Annotated in this window: 18 protein-coding genes; 11 read left to right on the forward strand and 7 right to left on the reverse strand. The window is 60.5% G+C overall.

Annotated features, from left to right (window positions below; genetic code table 11):
* Positions 1 to 4: 4 nt before the first annotated feature.
* From ECTOBSL9_RS16980 to ECTOBSL9_RS10135, 7 genes are all read left to right on the forward strand, one after another.
* On the forward strand, positions 5 to 169 hold the full coding sequence (locus tag ECTOBSL9_RS16980; protein ID WP_156500090.1) for a helix-turn-helix domain-containing protein: 165 nt from the start codon (positions 5 to 7) through the stop codon (positions 167 to 169).
* Positions 170 to 485: 316 nt separating this feature from the next.
* The gene (locus tag ECTOBSL9_RS10115) at positions 486 to 1,787 is read left to right on the forward strand and encodes a DNA cytosine methyltransferase (RefSeq protein WP_063464935.1); all 1,302 of its coding nucleotides are present in this window, start codon (positions 486 to 488) and stop codon (positions 1,785 to 1,787) included.
* Complete coding sequence (locus ECTOBSL9_RS10120) at positions 1,787 to 3,364, forward strand: ATP-binding protein (RefSeq protein ID WP_063464936.1); 1,578 nt, start codon at positions 1,787 to 1,789, stop codon at positions 3,362 to 3,364. The genes ECTOBSL9_RS10115 and ECTOBSL9_RS10120 overlap by 1 nt, the downstream gene beginning before the upstream one ends.
* On the forward strand, positions 3,357 to 5,558 hold the full coding sequence (locus ECTOBSL9_RS10125; RefSeq protein ID WP_063464937.1) for a Z1 domain-containing protein: 2,202 nt from the start codon (positions 3,357 to 3,359) through the stop codon (positions 5,556 to 5,558). Before ECTOBSL9_RS10120 ends, ECTOBSL9_RS10125 begins: the two co-directional genes overlap by 8 nt.
* A gap of 7 nt (positions 5,559 to 5,565) precedes the next feature.
* Positions 5,566 to 6,525: a PD-(D/E)XK motif protein gene (locus ECTOBSL9_RS10130; protein WP_063464938.1), complete on the forward strand. Its 960-nt coding sequence runs from the start codon at positions 5,566 to 5,568 to the stop codon at positions 6,523 to 6,525.
* Positions 6,526 to 6,901: 376 nt separating this feature from the next.
* Positions 6,902 to 7,156 carry a type II toxin-antitoxin system HicA family toxin gene (locus ECTOBSL9_RS16620; RefSeq protein WP_082829866.1) on the forward strand — a complete coding sequence of 85 codons (255 nt, stop codon included), beginning with the start codon at positions 6,902 to 6,904 and terminating at the stop codon, positions 7,154 to 7,156.
* On the forward strand, positions 7,153 to 7,491 hold the full coding sequence (locus tag ECTOBSL9_RS10135; protein ID WP_063466140.1) for a type II toxin-antitoxin system HicB family antitoxin: 339 nt from the start codon (positions 7,153 to 7,155) through the stop codon (positions 7,489 to 7,491). Before ECTOBSL9_RS16620 ends, ECTOBSL9_RS10135 begins: the two co-directional genes overlap by 4 nt.
* A gap of 94 nt (positions 7,492 to 7,585) precedes the next feature.
* Here ECTOBSL9_RS10135 and ECTOBSL9_RS10140 read toward each other — a convergent pair whose 3' ends face one another.
* Positions 7,586 to 7,861 (reverse strand): group II intron maturase-specific domain-containing protein, encoded by a 276-nt coding sequence (locus ECTOBSL9_RS10140; protein WP_240480956.1) that lies wholly within the window; start codon positions 7,859 to 7,861, stop codon positions 7,586 to 7,588.
* A 25-nt stretch (positions 7,862 to 7,886) separates the two neighbouring features.
* Positions 7,887 to 8,774: a LysR family transcriptional regulator gene (locus ECTOBSL9_RS10145; RefSeq protein ID WP_063464940.1), complete on the reverse strand. Its 888-nt coding sequence runs from the start codon at positions 8,772 to 8,774 to the stop codon at positions 7,887 to 7,889.
* A 90-nt stretch (positions 8,775 to 8,864) separates the two neighbouring features.
* On the opposite strand from ECTOBSL9_RS10145, the gene ECTOBSL9_RS10150 reads away from it, so the two are divergent.
* Entirely contained in the window at positions 8,865 to 9,776 is a 912-nt protein-coding gene (locus ECTOBSL9_RS10150) for a cation diffusion facilitator family transporter (protein ID WP_063464941.1), read from the forward strand.
* Positions 9,777 to 9,888: 112 nt separating this feature from the next.
* Here the strand turns inward: ECTOBSL9_RS10150 and ECTOBSL9_RS10155 are convergent, their stop codons facing one another.
* Complete coding sequence (locus tag ECTOBSL9_RS10155) at positions 9,889 to 11,145, reverse strand: EAL and HDOD domain-containing protein (RefSeq protein ID WP_063464942.1); 1,257 nt, start codon at positions 11,143 to 11,145, stop codon at positions 9,889 to 9,891.
* 185 nt (positions 11,146 to 11,330) lie between these two features.
* Here ECTOBSL9_RS10155 and ECTOBSL9_RS10160 point away from each other — a divergent pair, with 185 nt between their 5' ends.
* Genes ECTOBSL9_RS10160 through ggt form a run of 3 tightly spaced genes read left to right on the forward strand, consistent with a single transcriptional unit; the run spans position 11,331 to position 13,575 of the window.
* On the forward strand, positions 11,331 to 11,603 hold the full coding sequence (locus tag ECTOBSL9_RS10160; RefSeq protein ID WP_063464943.1) for a CopG family ribbon-helix-helix protein: 273 nt from the start codon (positions 11,331 to 11,333) through the stop codon (positions 11,601 to 11,603).
* Positions 11,600 to 11,902, forward strand: a complete 303-nt coding sequence (locus ECTOBSL9_RS10165) for a type II toxin-antitoxin system RelE/ParE family toxin (protein ID WP_063464944.1) — start codon at positions 11,600 to 11,602, stop codon at positions 11,900 to 11,902. The genes ECTOBSL9_RS10160 and ECTOBSL9_RS10165 overlap by 4 nt, the downstream gene beginning before the upstream one ends.
* Positions 11,890 to 13,575 (forward strand): gamma-glutamyltransferase, encoded by a 1,686-nt coding sequence (ggt, locus tag ECTOBSL9_RS10170; protein WP_063464945.1) that lies wholly within the window; start codon positions 11,890 to 11,892, stop codon positions 13,573 to 13,575. The genes ECTOBSL9_RS10165 and ggt overlap by 13 nt, the downstream gene beginning before the upstream one ends.
* Here ggt and cowN read toward each other — a convergent pair.
* The 4 genes from cowN to ECTOBSL9_RS10190 all read right to left on the reverse strand — a co-directional run bounded on the left by cowN (position 13,543) and on the right by ECTOBSL9_RS10190 (position 18,829).
* Entirely contained in the window at positions 13,543 to 13,845 is a 303-nt protein-coding gene (gene cowN / locus ECTOBSL9_RS10175) for a N(2)-fixation sustaining protein CowN (RefSeq protein WP_063464946.1), read from the reverse strand. The genes ggt and cowN overlap by 33 nt on opposite strands.
* 207 nt (positions 13,846 to 14,052) lie before the next feature.
* On the reverse strand, positions 14,053 to 16,815 hold the full coding sequence (locus ECTOBSL9_RS10180; RefSeq protein ID WP_063464947.1) for a valine--tRNA ligase: 2,763 nt from the start codon (positions 16,813 to 16,815) through the stop codon (positions 14,053 to 14,055).
* Positions 16,816 to 16,878: 63 nt separating this feature from the next.
* Positions 16,879 to 17,298 (reverse strand): DNA polymerase III subunit chi, encoded by a 420-nt coding sequence (locus ECTOBSL9_RS10185; protein WP_063464948.1) that lies wholly within the window; start codon positions 17,296 to 17,298, stop codon positions 16,879 to 16,881.
* A 37-nt stretch (positions 17,299 to 17,335) separates the two neighbouring features.
* On the reverse strand, positions 17,336 to 18,829 hold the full coding sequence (locus tag ECTOBSL9_RS10190) for a leucyl aminopeptidase (RefSeq protein WP_063464949.1): 1,494 nt from the start codon (positions 18,827 to 18,829) through the stop codon (positions 17,336 to 17,338).
* Positions 18,830 to 18,916: the final 87 nt, after the last annotated feature.

Consider the following 18,916-nt stretch of genomic DNA (forward strand, 5'->3'; position numbering starts at 1 on the left):
CAAGATGCCGCGATATCCTGACGAACGCAGAGAAGCCGCAGTAGCCAAGCTATTGCCCCCGTACAACCTCTCGCCCCGGGAGGTGGCGGAGCAGGAAGGGGTTTCCATTGCTACGGTGTACAAGTGGCGCAAGGCCTGCGACATACGACCGCAAGTTATCTCACCATGAACGGCTCGTCCCTGGCGGAAGTGGCTGAAGTTCTGGGGCACAGAACTCTCGTGATGGCTTAGCGATATAGCCACCTGTCGGATGGTCACGTTGCCGGTGTGCTGGAGCGGCTGGACCGGCGGTTGTTCGGGGAGGTGTGAGATATGAGCAGGGATAAGGCGGAAGTGGCGGTCGCCGAGACTTCGAAACATCAGCCCGCGGAGTGGCGAGGGTGTTACCCCTTGACCGCCTACATGATGAATATACCCGTATATGTTGTTGCAAGTATCAAGGTGAATGTGTAATCTTAAAAGAAAACGCAGGGCAGTTTGAGCGCATGAAATTTATCGATCTTTTCGCAGGTTTAGGCGGTTTTCACCAGGCGTTGACACAGCGCGGGGCGGAGTGCGTCTTCGCGTCTGAACTAAATACGCACCTTGCGAACCTGTACGAAAAGAACTTCGGCATCGAGCCGCATGGTGATATACGTGCCGTCGATCTTGCGTCTATCCCCGATCACGATGTCCTTTGCGCCGGATTTCCCTGTCAGCCGTTCTCCAAGGCCGGTGATCAAAAAGGACTCGAATGCCCGCAATGGGGAAACCTCTTCGACTATGTCGTTGAAATCCTCAAGCTCAAGCAACCGCGTTACTTCATCATCGAGAACGTGCCCAACCTGATCAAGCATAAGGGCGGGGAGACATGGGAGAAGATTTGCTCCCAGCTGCGCGAAGATTACGATATCGACTTCGCTAGACTGTCCCCCCACATGTTTGGAATCCCGCAAAAGCGCGAGCGCGCCTTCATCATTGGCGACCGGAAGGGGCTGAACGGGTTTGACTGGCAGATACCGCAAGCCTTGCCGGAAATCTCTATCCGTTCGATACTTGATTATGATCCCGCCGATGCGCATGCGCTGAACGAGAATCACGTCACCTATCTGGAAGCCTGGCAGGACTTTGTCGCGGCCTTTCCTAAAGATGAGGACCTGCCGTCATTTCCGATATGGGCAATGGAATTCGGTGCGGACTATCCGCTGGATGGGCCAACGCCGCACAAGCGCGGATATCAAGGGCTGGGCGCGTTCAAAGGCGGATTCGGTCAGCCGCTCAAAAGGCTATCCCCCGATGCGGTCAAAGACGCGCTGCCCGGTTATGCCCGCACAGACCTCGATACATTCCCGGACTGGAAGATCGACTTCATCCAGAAGAACCGCGATTTTTATGCCCGTCACAAGGCGCTGATCGATGGCTGGATTCACAGAATCAGGGAATTTCCGCCCAGCTTCCAGAAGCTGGAATGGAACTGCAAAGGCAGTGAGCGGAATATCTGGAGGCACCTACTCCAATTTCGTGCCAGCGGTATCCGTGTTAAGAAAGACGATACTGCGCCGTCACTGATTGCCATGACCACGAGCCAGGTGCCGATTGTTGCCTGGCAAAAGCGCTACATGACGCCGCGCGAATGCAGCCGTTTGCAGAGCATGGGCGGTCTTGAGCATCTGCCCGATTCAAAGAACGGTGCATACAAGGCGTTCGGCAATGCGGTGAATGTGGATGTGGTCCTGCACATCTACGATGTGCTGGTCAACCGATCAGCTCTTTGGGCACCGGAAACCATAATGGTTGCGGCGGAATAATGGCGCAGGTCAACTCGGTAAATATTCGACCTGGTGTCAACGTTCTCTCTGTACTGCCCCACCTGAACTACAAGTCATGGTTTGCTTTGGCCGAGTTTGTCGATAACTCGATTCAGAGCAGCATCGACAAGAAGAAGAAACTCAAGGCGGCGGACGGAGGCGCCTACAATCTGTGTGTAGAGATCGATTTCGATGCGCCTGGCAATATGATTACCATAAAAGACAACGCCGCCGGAATCGCCTCGGGTGACTATCAGCGGGCATTTCGCCCGGCAGAGATTCCGCCCGATGCGTCGGGCCTTTCCGAATTTGGTATGGGGATGAAGAGCGCGGCCTGCTGGTTCGCCTCAACCTGGAGTGTGCGGTCAAGCGCTCTCGATGAAGATGTCGAGCGTACCGTCATTTTCGATATCGATGAGATCGTCCACGACAGTACCGAAGAACTCAACGTGCTGTCCATGAAAGTGTCAGAAGACAAGCACTACACCGAAATCCGCCTTGAAAATATCCGCCGCTTTCCGCGCGGCAAGACCATTCAGAAGATCAAGGAGCACCTGTCCAGCATCTACCGGGTCTATATCCGAGAAGGATCGCTTGCTTTGTATGTTGATGGCCAGGAACTCAGCTATGAAGACCCGGCCATCCTCACCGCACCCAGCTACCGCGAGCCCGACGGACAGCCTGTCGAGTGGAAGCTGCCGATAGACTTCGATCTTGGTGACGGCAAGTCGGCCTCCGGCTTTGTGGCGATCCGTGAGACGGCGAACACACGGTTGGCCGGGCTTGCCCTGTTTCGGCGCAAGCGTCTAATCATGGGCAGCGCCGACGAAGCATACCGGCCCGAAGATATCTTCGGACGCTCGAACACCTATCCCTATCAGCGAATTTTCGGTGAAATCCACCTGAAAGGGTTCTTCGTCTCCCACACTAAAGACGGGATCAAGTGGGAAGAGAGCGAGGATGAGTTTCTGCGCAAGCTACGCAAAGTCCTGTCCGAAGAGGCATTCCCGCTGTTGCAGCAGGCACGGGAACACCGCACCAAGACCAGCGCTAAAGCCGCCCGCAAGGATGCTGCCGCCGCGTTGAACACCACCGCATCCAACCTTCAGGATGCAACCTTGGCTGGGAAGCAGAACACAGTGAGTGTTGCCCCTGCCACGTCCGCCGGGGCGGATGACGGTGCAGGGTCTCAGAGCGAGACGCTTCCCGATCTGGATAGCGCCGACAAGGAACAGGCCGAGTTCAGGTTGCGCTTTCGCAGCGAGATATGGGTTGTCGCCATCGAGTTGTCCTACGCCGATGATACCGCCGAGTGGCTGACTATCCGCGATCGCCCCTCGATCACCGACCCCGAACCCCGCCAGGTCACGGTGCGCGTGGCGATGCTACACCCATTCATGGCCCAATTTCCGACAATGGATTCGGACAGCTTCACGGCCATTCTCAACATCGCTGCGGCGATGGCGCTGGCCGAGGTCGTGGCCGGTGAGTTGGCCGACAAAAATCCGGCCGCTGTTCGCCGGTACACCAATGAAATTTTGAAGAATCAGATGTCCAAGAGACTAATGCATGGCTGATACGAAGAGCATCATCAGGGTTGCGCCAAACGCATCGGCGAGCGAGGGAAGGTGGACGCCCAAACAGGGTAGGGCCTTCATCGATATGCTGGACGCGAACGATGCCCTGTCCGATGAAGAAAAAGACCGGCTGGTCGAAGAGACAACCTCGATTTTAAGTGAGTGCGTTGCTCCGTCCCAAGCGGACGAGGTCAATACCGGCCTGGTCATCGGTTATGTCCAGAGCGGCAAAACTCTGTCCTTTACCGGCCTGGCCGCGCTCGCACGTGACAATCAATATCGCCTGGTCATTTTGCTGGCAGGCACTACGAACAATCTGGTAGAGCAATCCCATTCCCGCCTGAAAGAGGATCTGAATATTGAAGGCACGCGCGAATGGAAGCTGTTCTCTACGCAGCAAAAGGGCTTCCAGCAAAGCGAACTGGACCATGTGAATATGGAACTCGCACGGTGGCGACGGGGGAATCCCCGCGCCCGGACGATCCTGATCGTCTCCATGAAGCAGCACCAGCATCTCGACAATCTGGCAACGCTGCTGTCGGATTCCGACCTGTCCGACGTACCTACCCTGATCATCGACGATGAGGGCGATCAGGCCGGAATCAATACCCGCGCCAAGCAGGATGAGGAAAGCACGACATATTCTCGGATCGTCGAACTCCGCCGGTTGTTCCCGCATCACAGCTACTTGCTTTATACCGCGACGCCGCAGGCTCCGCTACTGATCAGCCGGATCGATACGCTTTCACCCGATTTCGGGCGCGTCCTGACGCCCGGCAGCAAATACGTCGGCGGGCAGGAATTCTTTGTAGACGGCGCAAGCCGTTATATCGAGCCGATCCCGCTCGGTGATGTACCAGACAAGAACGACCCGCCGCATGAGCCGCCGAATAGCCTGCTGACCGCACTGCGGGATTACTTTGTTGGCGTGGCCATCGGATTGCTGGAAAGAGATGACCATAAGGGGCGTAATCGCTCCATGATGATCCATCCCGCCGTACCCAAGGATGAACACCTGATGTTCGCACGGTGGGTCAAGCAGGCCAAAGAGAACTGGTCGGTCATCTTGCAGGATGAGGATCACGACGATCACGGTGATCTGGTTGCCGCGTTTACGGCATCCGCCCGCGAACTCTTCAAGACCTACGAGACGCCCTTCACCTGTGATGACGTGCTGTCAGTGCTGCTCGATGCAATCGAGGAAACAGCAGTGGTCGAACTCAACACCCGTGAGAAGAACCGCATCCCGACCGTAGACTGGAAGGGCGAATATAGCTGGATTCTGGTTGGCGGGATCGGTCTTGACCGAGGGTTCACGGTCGAAGGGCTGACAGTGAGCTACATGCCGCGCTCAACCGGCGTTGGGAACGCCGACAACATCCAGCAGCGCGCACGCTTTTTTGGATACAAGAAGGGCTATCTTGGCCTTTGCAGAATTTACCTGACATCCGGGAATATCGATGCGTTCACCGACTATGTGAAACACGAGGAATCCATTCGCGAATCGATCCGTCATCACCTTGAAGATGGCAAGACCCTGAAGGAGTGGCGGCGCACATACTTCCTCGATCAGAGCCTGAAGCCGACACGCAACTCGGTCATCCTGCTTGAAATGTACCAGTCCAAGGGGCGTGGCGGCTGGATTATCCCCGATCATCCGTTCGAGGATTCCGAAATCGTGTCCGACAATCGCGAAGTAGTGGATGAGATCATCGCCGATTTTGACTTCTTACGCTATGCCGAAGATGGCTGGAACGACAAGCAGATCGTTCCGGCGTTCAGCGATAATATCAGGCTGGCGGATGTGCTCGTGAAAATAGGGCAGTTGCGCTATAAATGGCCGGACGACAACTTGCAGCATTCCGCTCTAATGCTCGGCCTTGAACGGCTGGCCACCGAAGAGCCGGATATTCGGTGCAGCTTCTATGCATTGTCCGGGCCGTGGTCGGATGTCAGTGCAGTGCGTACCTTGAACGACAAGGTCCCACCGAAGATCAAGAACCTGTTTCAGGGTAAGAATGCCAAGACCAACTATCCCGGTGCCAGGGCGCTGATATCCGCCGAAACAGTGACCTTTCAACTTCACCGCTACGATATCCAGACTGCAAACAAGAAGCGGATGATCAGTGACGTACCGATATTAGTCGTTCATGTTCCCGATCATCTGATGGAACGTGTCTGGGTCGAAAGATAGTCCCGCCGTGCTGTTCGAATCCTACGCAAAGCTGGTGAACAACTTTCCTGACGGCTGCGACCAGTTATTCGGGCAAGCGTTGACGGAGGATAATGCATTCTGGCTCTCAGTAGACGGTGATGCCTGTCCCTCATTGCTGTTTTCTGCACGGCGCGAGGATGTCCGGAGCGATATCGAATTGCGATCCGTCTCGGTTTGCTTTTCGCGGGATTGCGTTGTTGAAGCCGCCAAGGGCGAAGCGACGATGGGCATCTACACGGTCGTGCGCCTGAACGAGAACGACCCGGATATCGTGCGGATGTTGCTCCGGCTTCTGGAAGAGACGTTCCGGACGCGCAAGACCCCTTACACCAACAAGGAAATCGCGGTCCGCATCCTGGAACTGGCCGACCTCTTTAAGCAGATCGGCGATTCCACAGGGGACATAGTTGGCCTGTGGGGCGAACTTTATGTCCTGTCGCGCGCAAGCAACCTTCAAACGGCTGTCCAATGCTGGTGCCTCAATAAGAACGCCAAGTACGACTATGTGACCGACGGCTTCGCCCTTGAGGCCAAAACGACGGTACGATCCCGGCGAAAGCACCGGTTCTCTCTCGATCAGCTTCGCCCCAACGGCGAGTTCCGCGTCTATGTCGCCTCACTAGCCGTCGTTGAACTCAATTCTGGCCACACGGCAGCCGACCTCATGGATGAGATGTATGGCAAAATCGGCGACGATGATCTGCGCGCGCGGTTCTTTGCGCAGTGCCTGGTCAAGGGCGGGCGCGATATCTACCGGAACACGCTCAAGCTGGGTGTGTTTCCCGATGGAACGTCGCTGATGGTCTTGGATGCTTCAACAATTCCCGTCCCCGAAGTCGCTCAGGCATCGCTCATCGAAAATGTGCGGTTTGATGTCGATCTGACCGACCTTAGCCCTGTCTCCCGCCGTGAGTTGGATACTGTGCTGGCATTCGGGAGGGCATAATCAGCAGGGTTTTCGACCCGTTACTTGTCCGGCACCAGAAATCGCCCCATGCCCTTACCGACTAGGGCGGCCCTTTACCCATAAGTCGCGCAGACCAGTTACTTTTGCCGACCATGATCATTCGATTCCATCCCGCAAGGCATAGGCGAAGCTCATGCTGATGAGTTTGGTGTAGCCACGCCAGATGAGTTGGTGCCCGGGCGGGGGATCGATGTTGCGGTTGAGGTAGCCACCCAGGACTGGGCGTAATCGCCCAGGACGCGCAGTTCGATGGTACCCGTCCTGTAGAACCCGTATTCCATAGTCCCCAGGCCTGGCACCCATGATCGAGGCGGCGGCCTCTTGACGTGGTACCGGTATATGGTACCATTCAATCATGAAACGGAAGCACCAGAAAACCCTGGAGGCTATTTTCGCCCGCCCAACGAGCGCCAATATCCAGTGGCGTGATATTGAAGCATTATTTGGCGAGCTTGGTGCCGAGGTGAGTGAGCGAGAGGGTAGCCGGGTTGCGGTGGTTCTGTTTGGAGAGGTTCGAATATTTCATCGTCCTCATCCAAGCCCGAATACTGACAAAGGAGCTGTTGCCAGCATTCGCAAATGGTTAAAGCAGCACAGGGTATCGCCATGAACACGATGACGTTAGAAGGCTATCACGCCAAAATTGAGTACGACGCTGAACTGGACACATTCCGGGGTGAAATCCTGGGGCTGAATGGCGGCGCTGATTTCTACGGTTGTAACCCAAAGGAGTTGAGGACGGAGTTCAGGAAGTCTTTGCACGCCTTCCTTGAGGTCTGCAAAGAGAAAGGCATCGAACCCCGCCGCCACTACTCTGGTAAGTTCAACCTCAGGATCCCGCCTGACCTGCACGAGCAGCTAGTGATTGCAGCGCAAGTGAAAGGCACAAGTGTGAATAAGCTAGCGCAAGAAGCATTGCAGAAAGAGATTACAAATGCCGGCTAATCGGGTAAGGGCGGGTGTTTAGCCCGCCCTCCCCACACCACCAAGCATGCGGGTCTGCACTAGGCGGTTCATAAGAAGGGAGCACACGACGATTTCAGGCCGAGGCATAACCATGCGCTTTCATCCATTGATCGCGGATGCTGGTCAAGCCCTGGCGTCGCAGCCAGTGATCCAGCTCGGGAATGGGCCGATAGTAGTCCGAGATGCCGAAGTAGCCCATCCAACCACGGACATATTCAGTCAGCGTCTGGAGCCGGTAGTCCATGGACACGCCCCAGCTTCTGCTGGTGAGCTTTCGCAGCCGGTGACGGAAGTCCTGGTGGGCGCGCTCGGACCATCGCAGCTGGTATGGATGGCTGGGCGCTGCCATGCCATGCATCTTTATCCTTGTGGCTTCAACAGTCGCCCTGCTCGGTAAACCATGTCTCCAGGGCGTTGCCGAGCCAGGTGACCACCGGGCGTCCGTGGGCTTGGTCCGCCTCCAGCGCGCTGAATGTCATCCACCAGGTGGCTTCCGGGTGGCGGATGACGCGCAACCTTCCACTGGCCAGATGCTCGGCGATCAGGGGGAGGGGCAGGTCACCCCAGCCGGTTTCTTCCATGACCACATCCCGCATGATTTCGAACTGGGTGAACGCCAGGTAGTTCGCCGTCTCGGGGGACGCGGCCCGCAGGTTGCTGTCGCCCAGGTAGGCGAGGGTGATCTGGGTGTGCAGCACGAGATCGTCCTGGGTGACACGCGGCAGCCGTGCCAGCGGGTGTTCCGAGGCGGCCACGGTGTGCATGCGCACGTCGGCGATTTCCCGCAGGTGGTGGTAGCCCAGGCTCATGGACTGAGGCAGGAGCCCGTAGGCCACATCGACGGCCTGGCGTTCCACGAGCCGGGGGAGTTCCTGGGGCGCTGCCAAGTACACGGAGACGCTGGTTTGCGGGAATTGCGTTTTCATGCGCCGCAGCAGATCCCGCCAGACGGATTCCGGCAGGCTGTCATCCCGGGCGATCCGCAGTTGTGATTCGGCCCCGGTGAGATGGTGCAGGCAGCGGGACTGGATCTGGTCGGCCACCTGCTGCAGGCGTCGACAGTCGGTGACAATGGCGCCGCCGACCGGAGAGAGTTCCAGCCGGTTGCCGGAGCGCTGGAACAGGGTCACCCCCAGTTCGTCCTCCAGGGCCGAGAGGCTGGTGCTCACGGTGGTCCGGCTCTGCCCCAGGGCGCGCGCTGCCGCGGCGACCGAGCCTGTGTCGACGATGGCGAGAAAACTTTTGATCTGTGCAATGCGCATGCTTTCTTCCGCCGGTTATCCCGTCGCTGAGCGACTCACGGTTGTGAGTGTGTCTCCCTAGAATCAGTTCAATAAGGTTCTGGAGGGATCATGAAGCATTTCTTTTCGCGGGAAAATACGTCGCTCGTCGTGTCTGCCGTGGCTGCCGGGTTGTTCGCGCTGGCCGGGGTGGCCTGGGGGCTGTGGATGGGGTCACTGATGATCCTGTTCGACGGTGCCTATTCACTGATCAGCCTCTTGCTCTCACTGCTGGCCCTGTACGTGGCACGCCTGATACGGCAGCCCGGCAACCGTCGCTTCCCCTTTGGCTATGCCGCGCTGCAACCGTTGGTCATTGCCGTCAAGGGCATGACCATCACCCTGCTGTGCGTCATCTCCCTGGCTGCGGCAGTGAACTCCATTTTGGCCGGTGGCGACTCGCTTCAGTTCGGGCTGGCCGTGGTGTTCACCTTCATCAGCGTGATCGGCTGTGCTCTTTGCATGCTGTATCTGCGCTGGTCCATGGGTGTGAACAGTTCGGGTCTGGTGGCGGCGGAGTATCAGCAATGGCGCATGGATACGGCGCTGAGTGCGGCCGTGCTGGCCGGTTTCATCGGCGCATGGGGCCTGGAGTATGCAGGCCAGGGTCATTGGGCCGTGTATGCCGACCCGGTGATGGTGCTGCTGGTCTCCGCTTACTTTCTGTGGGTGCCGGTGCGGATGACCTTGAATGCGGTGCGCGAACTGGTGCTGGCGGCGCCGCCCGCCCACATGGAGCGTCGGGTCACGGCCGCGGTAAGCGCCATGGGCCTATCCCTGGAGCAGGTACGCATGACCAAGATGGGCCCGTATCTGGTTCTGGAGGTGTCGCTGCCAGCGGAGGAGCGGCGGTCGCCGGAGGTGATTCGCTTCGGCCTGTATCGGGCCCTCACGGGTGTGGCTGCGCGGCCCGTGGTGCTGGTGCGCGCCGCCTCGGATCACGACCACATGTGGCCGTCGCTGGATGTGCCGGGGCGGCGCTGAACGGGTTTCAGCCCATAGGGTGACGCCGCTTTTATTGCAAAGGCGCCGGGGCCGGTCTGGGTGACGGTGACCTTGGGGGCGTAGGTGAGGGAGGCGTGCAGGGCGCACATCGTCATCCCGGATGGCCGGTGCGGCGGGATGGTTTTTCCATCAATGCCAGGGTGTGGAAAGCGGCGTCGGAGCTGGCGGCGAAGGCTTCGACGATATCGTGGGGATCAATCTCGCCGCACACCGCATTGGCCAGCCGATTGTTTTCCAGGGCCACTGCATCCTTCAGGAGGTGGCCGTAAAGTCCTTCATGCTTGGTGATGGCCTGCTTGATTTCATCGGCCAAAGGGAGTTCATCCATGAAAAGTTCAAAGGACAGGCCAATCATCGCATCCAGGATTGAGAGCAACCCCACGGTATAGGCAGTCTCCGGGGTTCCCCGACCAATGAGTCTGCACAGGTGCTCGCACAGGTTGGCGCGCAGTAAGCCCAGGTTGATGATTTCACTGGGGCGGCTCTCCAGTCCGGACATGACAAACAGGGTCGCCCACGCCCTGATGCGTTGCAGACCCATCAAGACCACCGCATGATGTATCGAGTGCACGCGGGTACGCAGGCCCACCGCGCTGGAGTTGACGTAGCGCAAGACCTTGTAGCTGAGCGCGGGGTCGCGGGAGACCAGGCTCACCACTTCGTCCATGGGTACATTCGGGTCATTCAAACGGGCAATCAGCCGTATGACCATGGATGCATTTTCCTCTACCCGGCGGGACTGAATCATCACCGGACGGGCGAAGAAATAGCCCTGGAAATAGTCGAAACCCATTTCCTTGAGTTGCTCGAACTGTTCCCTGGTTTCCACTTTTTCGGCCAGCAATCGGGCACCGCCAGCGCGCAGGCCGGGCAGTGCCCTGGGCAGTAGGGGGAGGGTGTCGGGGTTGATCTCCACCTTGATGTAATTCACCTCGGAGAGCAGGGGCTTGAGTGGCGGCTGGAAGGCGTAATCGTCCAGTGCCAGTTCGAAGCCCTGCTCACGCATGTTGGCCACACCGGCCAGCAAGGCATCGTCCACCTCCACATCTTCCAGAATCTCCAGCACCACCCGTTCGCGGTCGAAGGGGACCGGTGGCATGTCCACAAAGAAATGTCGGGTGAGGTTGATGAAGGCCTTGTGTGGGCCTGCCAGGCGATCCAGACCCATCTCCATGAAGGCGTTCAGCAGCGTCATGGATGAGGCGTGGTCCACATCGGTGATGCGGCAGTCCCCTTGGGCATCCCGGTAGAGGAGCTCGTAAGCGAACACGTTGAGGTCGCGGTCAAATATGGCCTGACGCCCCACCTGGATGGTGCGGGCCTTTTCCTGATCGTTGAGGGCTGGCATCGCTTCCTGGGAACCGAGTTCTTGAGCGCATGGGAGGGGAGGCGGATAGACTCAGTCTAACATCGAGCGCGGGGTTTTCGTACTTGGTTATCCCTGGTTATCCGTGTGGGTGGGCAAGAAAGCTTGTTGCCGGGTCATGGACTATAGTGTAATGCGTTGTATTCACCTGAGTTGAGGTCAAGGCCATGGGCGTTACCACAGTCCGTCTTCAGGCGGAGGTTGAGCAGGATCTGGAAGCGGTCGCGCACAGACTCCAGCGGAGCAAGGGTTGGGTGATCAATCAGGCGTTGTCTGAATACATCGAAAAGCAACAACGTGAGCAGCAGCGCTGGGAGCAGACCCTGGAAGCGATGGAATCTGCCGCTCTTGGGAAGGTGGTCGATGCCAGCGAAGTCCATCAATGGCTCGAAAGCTGGGGGACTGACAACGAGCGGGATGCACCGGGATCAGCCGAGTGAGGCTGGTTTACACGGACGAGGCGATTGCCGATCTGGAGCGGCTCAGAGCATTCATCGATGTGCACAATCCCTCTGCAGCCAACCGGATCGCGGCGGAGTTGGTAGAGAAAATTCAGCTGCTGAAGGATTTTCCCGGCATGGGGGCACCTGTCGGGATGGCACCGATGCCTGATACCGTTCGTGACATGGTCTTTGGCAGGTACGTTGTCCGCTATTCGACGCACCCCAGTGGCATCATTATTTTGCGGATCTGGCATGGTACCGCATTCCCACCAAGGAGCCCACGATGTCCCGTTTGATCCGATCCCTTGTCTTCCTGGTCTGCCTGATCTTTGCCGGTTCGTTGATGGCCGGGACGCCGCCCCATGGCGTGGCTACGCCCCATCCTCTGGCCACCGAGGTGGCCGTGGAGGTGCTTGCCCGGGGTGGCAATGCCTTCGATGCCGCCGTGGCGGTGGGTGCGGTGCTGGCGGTGGTGGAGCCTTATGGGTCCGGTCTGGGCGGGGGGGGCTTCTGGCTTTTGCATGAGGCCGCCACCGGGCGGCAGATGATGGTGGATGCACGGGAGCGGGCGCCGCTGGCCGCCCATGCAGACATGTTTCTGGATGATGCCGGCGAGGTGGACAGGGATCGGGTCATGAATGGTCCCCTGGCCGCCGCCATTCCCGGTACGCCCGACGCCCTGGATCACATCGCCCGGGAATATGGGGCGCTGCCCCTGGCGGAGCTGCTGGAGCCGGCCGTTCGCCTGGCTCGGGATGGGTTCCCGGTGGACCCGGTCTATGAGCGGTTGACCTCCTTCCGGCGGGACACCTTGCGGGAGTGGCCTGAGTCGGCAGCGGTGTTTCTGGATGATGGCCAGGTGCCCGGGGAGGGTTTCGTGATCCGTCAGCCGGATCTGGCCCGGACCCTGGAGCAACTGGCGGAGTCGGGGCGGGATGGGTTTTACCAGGGTCCGATCGCCGAGCAACTCATCCAGGCCGTGGGCGGGGCCGGGGGGATCTGGACCGAAGAGGATCTGGTGAGCTATCAGGTGGTGGAGCGCGAACCCATCACCTTCAATTATCGGGGCATGCGTGTGGTGTCGGCGCCGCCGCCGTCCTCGGGCGGCATCGCCCTGGCCCAGGCCCTGCAGGTGCTGGAACGCTTCGATCTTGGGGTCATGGACGAGGCGGATCGGTTGCATCACGGGGTTGAGGCAATGCGGCTGGCCTACCATGACCGCGCCCGGTATCTGGGGGATGGCGACTTTGTGGAGGTGCCCGTGGAGCGCCTCATGGATCCGCGTTACGCGGCCGGGTTGGCCGCCACGGTGCACCCGGGCCGGGCCCGGCCTAGCGATCAGCTCCCGGGCCCGGCGGGTCTGCGGGGAGGGCAGGACACCACCCATTTCTCCATCATCGATGCGCAGGGCAACCGGGTGTCGGCCACCCTGTCGCTGAACTATCCCTTTGGCTCGGGGTTCATGCCTGCCGGGACGGGGGTGGTCCTGAACAATCACATGGATGATTTCACCGCCGCGCCGGGCACGCCCAATGCCTACGGCCTGATCCAGTCGTCGGCCAATCGCATTGAGCCGGGCAAGCGCATGCTGTCGAGCATGTCACCCACATTCCTGGAGATGGATGATCGGGTGGCCGTGCTGGGCACGCCCGGTGGGAGTCGCATCATCACCATGGTGCTGTTGTCGGCCCTGGAGTTTCATGCCGGTGGTCGTGCCGATCGCCTGGTGGCGTCGCCCCGTCATCACCATCAGTATTTGCCGGATCACATCGAGTATGAACCGGATGCCTTCAGCGATGAGCTCAAGGCGCAACTGGAGGCGTATGGGCATGCCCTGGAGGCCCGTTCTCGTCCCTGGGGCAATCTGCAGGCGGTGGTGGTGGAGGCAGATGGCCGTTTCGAGGCGGCCGCTGACCCCCGGGGCGTGGGCAACCACTCAGCAGCAGGCTTCCTCCACCCAGGTGAGTAGGTCCTGGGCCTCGTCGTCGCCGCATTCTTCGAACAGTTCGCGGATCTGGTTGATGTTGGCGTGGATCAGGAACAGGTCGTCGGGTTTGGGGCCTGACTTGGGATTGCGCTTGCCCAGGAAGTAGTCCCAGAAGGGGGATTTCTGGGCCGGATCGGCGGTGAACTCCTCGATCAGGTTCATGACCAGGCGAGCATTGCCGTCGCAGTCCAGGTCCTTGAAGCTGATGTAGCGGGCGTTGGCGGCGTCGGGGTGTAGGTTGGGGCGGGTCACGAAGGGGCTCCTTGGTCTGGTGTTGTGCTGAGTGAGAAGCAAGGAGCGGGCCAGGTTTTTATTTTTTTTAAGTTTTTGTTAATTAAGGGAAAGCTGGAAAGGTGGGGTAGGGGGGTTACTTGAGATTGTGGGGAACGTGACAAGCAGAGGAGTATGGTCCGGCCCTCACCCCAGCCCCTCTCCCGCTTGCGGGAGAGGGGCTAAACCTCACAACCGCCGGATCTTATCCAGCTGACCTTCCAGTTCCCGCAGGCTGGCGCCCATCTCTGCCACCCGGGTGCGTTCCTTCTCCACCACCTCGGCGGGGGCGCGGTCCACGAAGCTGGGGTTTTCCAGTCGACCCCGGCATTGGGTGAGGTTCTTCTGCACCTTGGCCACTTCCTTTTCCAGGCGGGCGATCTCCGCCTCCTTGTCGATCAGGCCGGCCAGGGGGATGAGCAGGTGCATCTCGCCCACCAGGGCCATGGCAGACTCCGGGGGCTCCTCGCCGTGCAGCCACTGCACGGACTCGGGCTTGCCCAGGAATTCGATGAAGGCGCGGCTGGACTGGAAGCGGGTCTGATCCTCCGGCTGCCAGTTGTGCAGCAGCACGGGCAGGGGCTTGCCGGGGCTGATGTCCATCTCGGCGCGGATGCGGCGCATGCCCAGGATGAAGTTCTTCACCCATTCGATTTCCTTGTCTGCCTGGGCATCCCGTGCGCTCTCGTCCACCTGGGGGTAGGGCTGGTGCATGATGGTGTCGCCCTCGCGGCCCGCCAGCGGGGCCACCTGACGCCAGATGGCCTCGGTGATGAAGGGCATGATGGGATGCATCAGCCGCAGCAGGGTCTCCAGCACCTGAACCAGGGTCTTGCGGGTGCCACGGCGGGCGGCCTCGCTGCTGTCCTCGCCGGTGAGCACCGGCTTGCACAGCTCCAGGTACCAGTCGCAGTAGTCGTGCCAGGTGAACTCATACAGGGCGCGGGCAGCCAGGTCGAAACGGTACTCGGCCAGGTGGCGGTGCACCTCGGTGATGGTCACCTGCAGGCGGGAGGTGATCCAGCGATCGGCCAGGGAGAACTCCACCTCACCGCCGTTCACGCCGGTGTCCTCACCCTGGGTGTTCATGAGCACATAGCGGGCCGCGTTCCACAGCTTGTTGCAGAAGTTGCGGTAGCCCTCGATACGGCCCAGGTCGAACTTGATGTCACGGCCACTGGAGGCCAGGGCCGCCAGGGTGAAGCGCAGGGCGTCCGTCCCAAAGGCGGGGATGCCATCGGGGAACTGCTTCTTGGTGGCCTTGGCGATGCGCTTTTCCATCTGCGGCTGCATCAGGCCCTGGGTACGCTTGGCCAGCAGTTCATCCAGGGTGATGCCGTCGATGAGGTCGATGGGGTCGAGCACGTTGCCCTTGGACTTGGACATCTTCTGGCCCTCGGCATCCCGGATCAGGCCGGTGACGTACACCTCCTTGAAGGGCACGTCGTCCATGAACTTGAGGCCCATCATGATCATGCGGGCCACCCAGAAGAAGATGATGTCAAAACCGGTGACCAGTACCGAGGTGGGGTAGAAGGTCTTGAGTTCCGGGGTCTGCTCCGGCCAGCCCAGGGTGGAGAAGGGCCACAGGGCGGAACTGAACCAGGTGTCCAGCACGTCGGGATCGCGGGTCAGGTTGACGCTTGCATCCAGGCCGTACTTGCTGCGCACTTCTTCCTCGCTGCGGGCCACGTAGATCTTGCCGGCATCGTCGTACCAGGCGGGGATGCGATGTCCCCACCAGATCTGCCGGGAGATGCACCAGTCCTCGATATTGCGCATCCATTCGAAGTAGGTCTTGTTCCAGTTTTCCGGCACGAAGCGGATGCGGCCCTCTTCCACCGCCTGGATGGCCGGTTCGGCCAGGGGGCCGGCCTTCACATACCACTGGTCGGTGAGGAAGGGCTCGATGACGGCGCCGCTGCGATCCCCGCGGGGCACCATCAGCTTGTGATCGTCGATGCGTTCCATCAGGCCCTGGGCATCCAGGTCCTGAATCACACGCTCGCGGGCCTCGAAGCGGTCCAGGCCCCGGTAGGCCTCGGGGGCCTCGTCGTTGATCTTCGCGTCGATGGTGAAGATGTTGATCATGGGCAGGTCGTGCCGGCTGCCCACGGCGTAGTCGTTGAAGTCGTGGGCGGGGGTGATCTTCACGCAGCCGGAGCCAAACTCCGGGTCCACGTAGTCATCGGCGATCACCGGGATGCGCCGGCCCGTCAGCGGCAGTTCCACCTCCTTGCCGATGAGGTGCTGGTAGCGCTCGTCATCCGGGTTCACCGCCACGGCGGTGTCGCCCAGCATGGTCTCGGGGCGGGTGGTGGCCACCACCAGGTGACCGGAACCATCGGCCAGGGGGTAGCGCATGTGCCAGAGCTTGCCCTGTTCCTCTTCGGAGAGCACTTCCAGGTCCGAGACGGCGGTGTGCAGCACCGGGTCCCAGTTCACCAGGCGCTTGCCCCGGTAGATGAGGCCTTCGTCATACAGGCGCACGAACACCTCGCCCACGGCCTCCGACAGGCCATCGTCCATGGTGAAGCGTTCCCGGCTCCAGTCGATGGAGGTGCCCAGGCGCCGCATCTGTTGCTGGATCTGGTGGCCGGAGTGCTCGCGCCATTGCCAGACCTTGTCCAGGAAGGCGTCGCGGCCCAGGTCGTGACGGGACTGCCCCTCACGGGCCAGCTGGCGCTCCACCACCATCTGGGTGGCGATGCCGGCGTGGTCGGTGCCCCCCTGCCAGAGGGTGTTGTCGCCGCACATCCGGTGGTAGCGGATGAGGGTATCCATCAGGGTGTCCTGGAAGGCGTGCCCCATGTGCAGGGTGCCGGTCACGTTGGGGGGCGGCAGCATGATGCAGTAGGGGTCCCCCTCGCCACGGGCGGCGAACCAGCCATGGGTTTCCCATTCCTGGTAGACGGTTTGTTCGATGGCGCGGGGGTCGTAGGTCTTGTCCATGGGGCCTGTGTCGGATGCGGAGCGAAAGTGGCGGATTATATTAATCTTTTTTGGGGGTGCCGGTCACCTGCCCAGGGTGTGGTGATGCAGGTCGCAGCCCTGCTCCCGGTAGTGCCGGAACCGTGCCCGGCCGCTGTCACGCACGCTGGGGTCTTCATTGACCACCTCGGCCACGCGCTCGAAGCGCTCGAAGTGTGCGGGCACCTCGGGCGCCAGGTTGACCAGCACCTGGGCACCCTCCGGTGCATTGGGGCCGATGCTCACGGGCACTCGCGCATCGTCAGGGTTGATGCCATGCGGGATGAAGGCGTCATCCTTGAAGGTCCACAGCAGGTCGTCCAGTGCCCGGGCCTCGTTTTGCGAGCGGGTGTGGACATGCACCCGATGCCCAAGGCCGAAGGCCTTGTGCACCAGGCGACAGACGGTGGTGAGCCGCTGCTGGGGGTGGGTGCCCTTGAGGAGGTAGAAGTCGACTCTTGTCATGGTGAGGTGAGTTGTTTGGCTGGGGTGAGGGCCGCATTCATTCCTTGATGCGGTTGAACAGGAACTGCATCACCAGAGGCACAGGCCGGCCTGTTGCCCCCTTCTCCTTGCCGCTCTTCCAGGCCACCCCTGCAATGTCCAGGTGGGCCCATTTGTACTTCTTGGTGAACCGGGACAGGAAGCAGGCGGCGGTGATGGTGCCCGCCGGGCGGCCGCCGATGTTGGCCATGTCGGCGAAATTGCTGTTGAGTTGTTCCTGGTATTCATCCCAGAGCGGCAGCTCCCAGGCCCGGTCCAGGGTCTGACGGCTGGCGGTGAGCAGGTCGTTGGTGAGGGAGGCGCTGTTGCCCAGCACGGCGGTGGCCTGATGGCCCAGGGCAATGATGCAGGCGCCGGTGAGGGTGGCCATGTCCACCACCACCTCCGGGTCGAAACGCTCCACATAGGTCAGGGCATCGCAGAGCACCAGGCGGCCCTCGGCGTCGGTGTTGAGGACTTCCACGGTCTGTCCGGACATCGTGGTGATGATGTCACCGGGCTTGGTGGCGCGGCCATCGGGCATGTTTTCGGCGGCGGCGATCACGCCAATCACGTTCATGGGCAGCTTGAGTTCGGCGCAGGCCTTCATGGCCCCCATGACGGCAGCGGCCCCGCCCATGTCGTACTTCATCTCGTCCATGCCTTCGCCGGGCTTGAGGGAGATGCCGCCGGTGTCGAAGGTGATGCCCTTGCCCACCAGGACCACGGGCTTGTCGTTCTTCTTGCCGCCCCGGTAGTCCATGACGATGAGGCGGGCCGGTTGTTCAGAGCCCCGGGATACGGACAGCAGGGCGCCCATGCCTTCCTTCTCCATGGCCTCCTCATCCAGGATGTCCACCTTCAGGTCCTTGTAGGCCTTTTTCAGGCCCTTGGCCTGGTCCGCCAGGTACACCGGTGTGCACACGTTGCCCGGGCGGTTGCCCAGGTCCCGGGTGAGCTGCATGCCGGTGGCGGTGGCGGTGGCCCGTTTCAGGGTCTGCCCGGCGGTGTCCAGCTCCTCCTCGGCCTCCACGTTGAGCACCATCTGCTTGAGGGCCGTCTTGTTCTTTTTCTTGTTGCTCTTGAGCTCGTCGAAGCGGTAGAGGGCGTCTTCCACCACCAGCACGCTCTGGAAGAGCTTCCAGGGCAGGTCGCGGCCCTTGACGGGCAGGTCGGTGAGGAAATTGTGGGCGGTGGCTGCGCCGCTTTGCTTGAGGGCGGTGATCATGTGGGAGGTCAGCTTGCGGAAGGAGGCCTCGCTCAGGTCCCGCTCCTTGCCGCACCCCACCAGCAGCACCCGCTCGGCCAACTCGCCGGGCACTTGGTGCAGCCAGAGGGTCTGGCCCAGTTCGCCATCCATGTCGCCTCGCTTGAGCAGGGCGCTGATGGCGCCATCGGTGGCCTGATCCAGGGCCTTGGCGGCGGTGGACAGCTTGCGACGCTCGAATACACCCGCAACGATGCAGGGGCTGTGCTGTTCCTGGGGTTGACCGCTTGCGACTGAGAATTCCATGCCATTCCTCGAAATAGACTGGGAAAGCCCGATGATGCAGCAATCCGGGCCCTGGGTCACTGGGTTCGGCGGCGGGTGGTTGGCCTA

This window comes from Ectothiorhodospira sp. BSL-9, assembly GCF_001632845.1.
GTDB lineage: Bacteria > Pseudomonadota > Gammaproteobacteria > Ectothiorhodospirales > Ectothiorhodospiraceae > Ectothiorhodospira.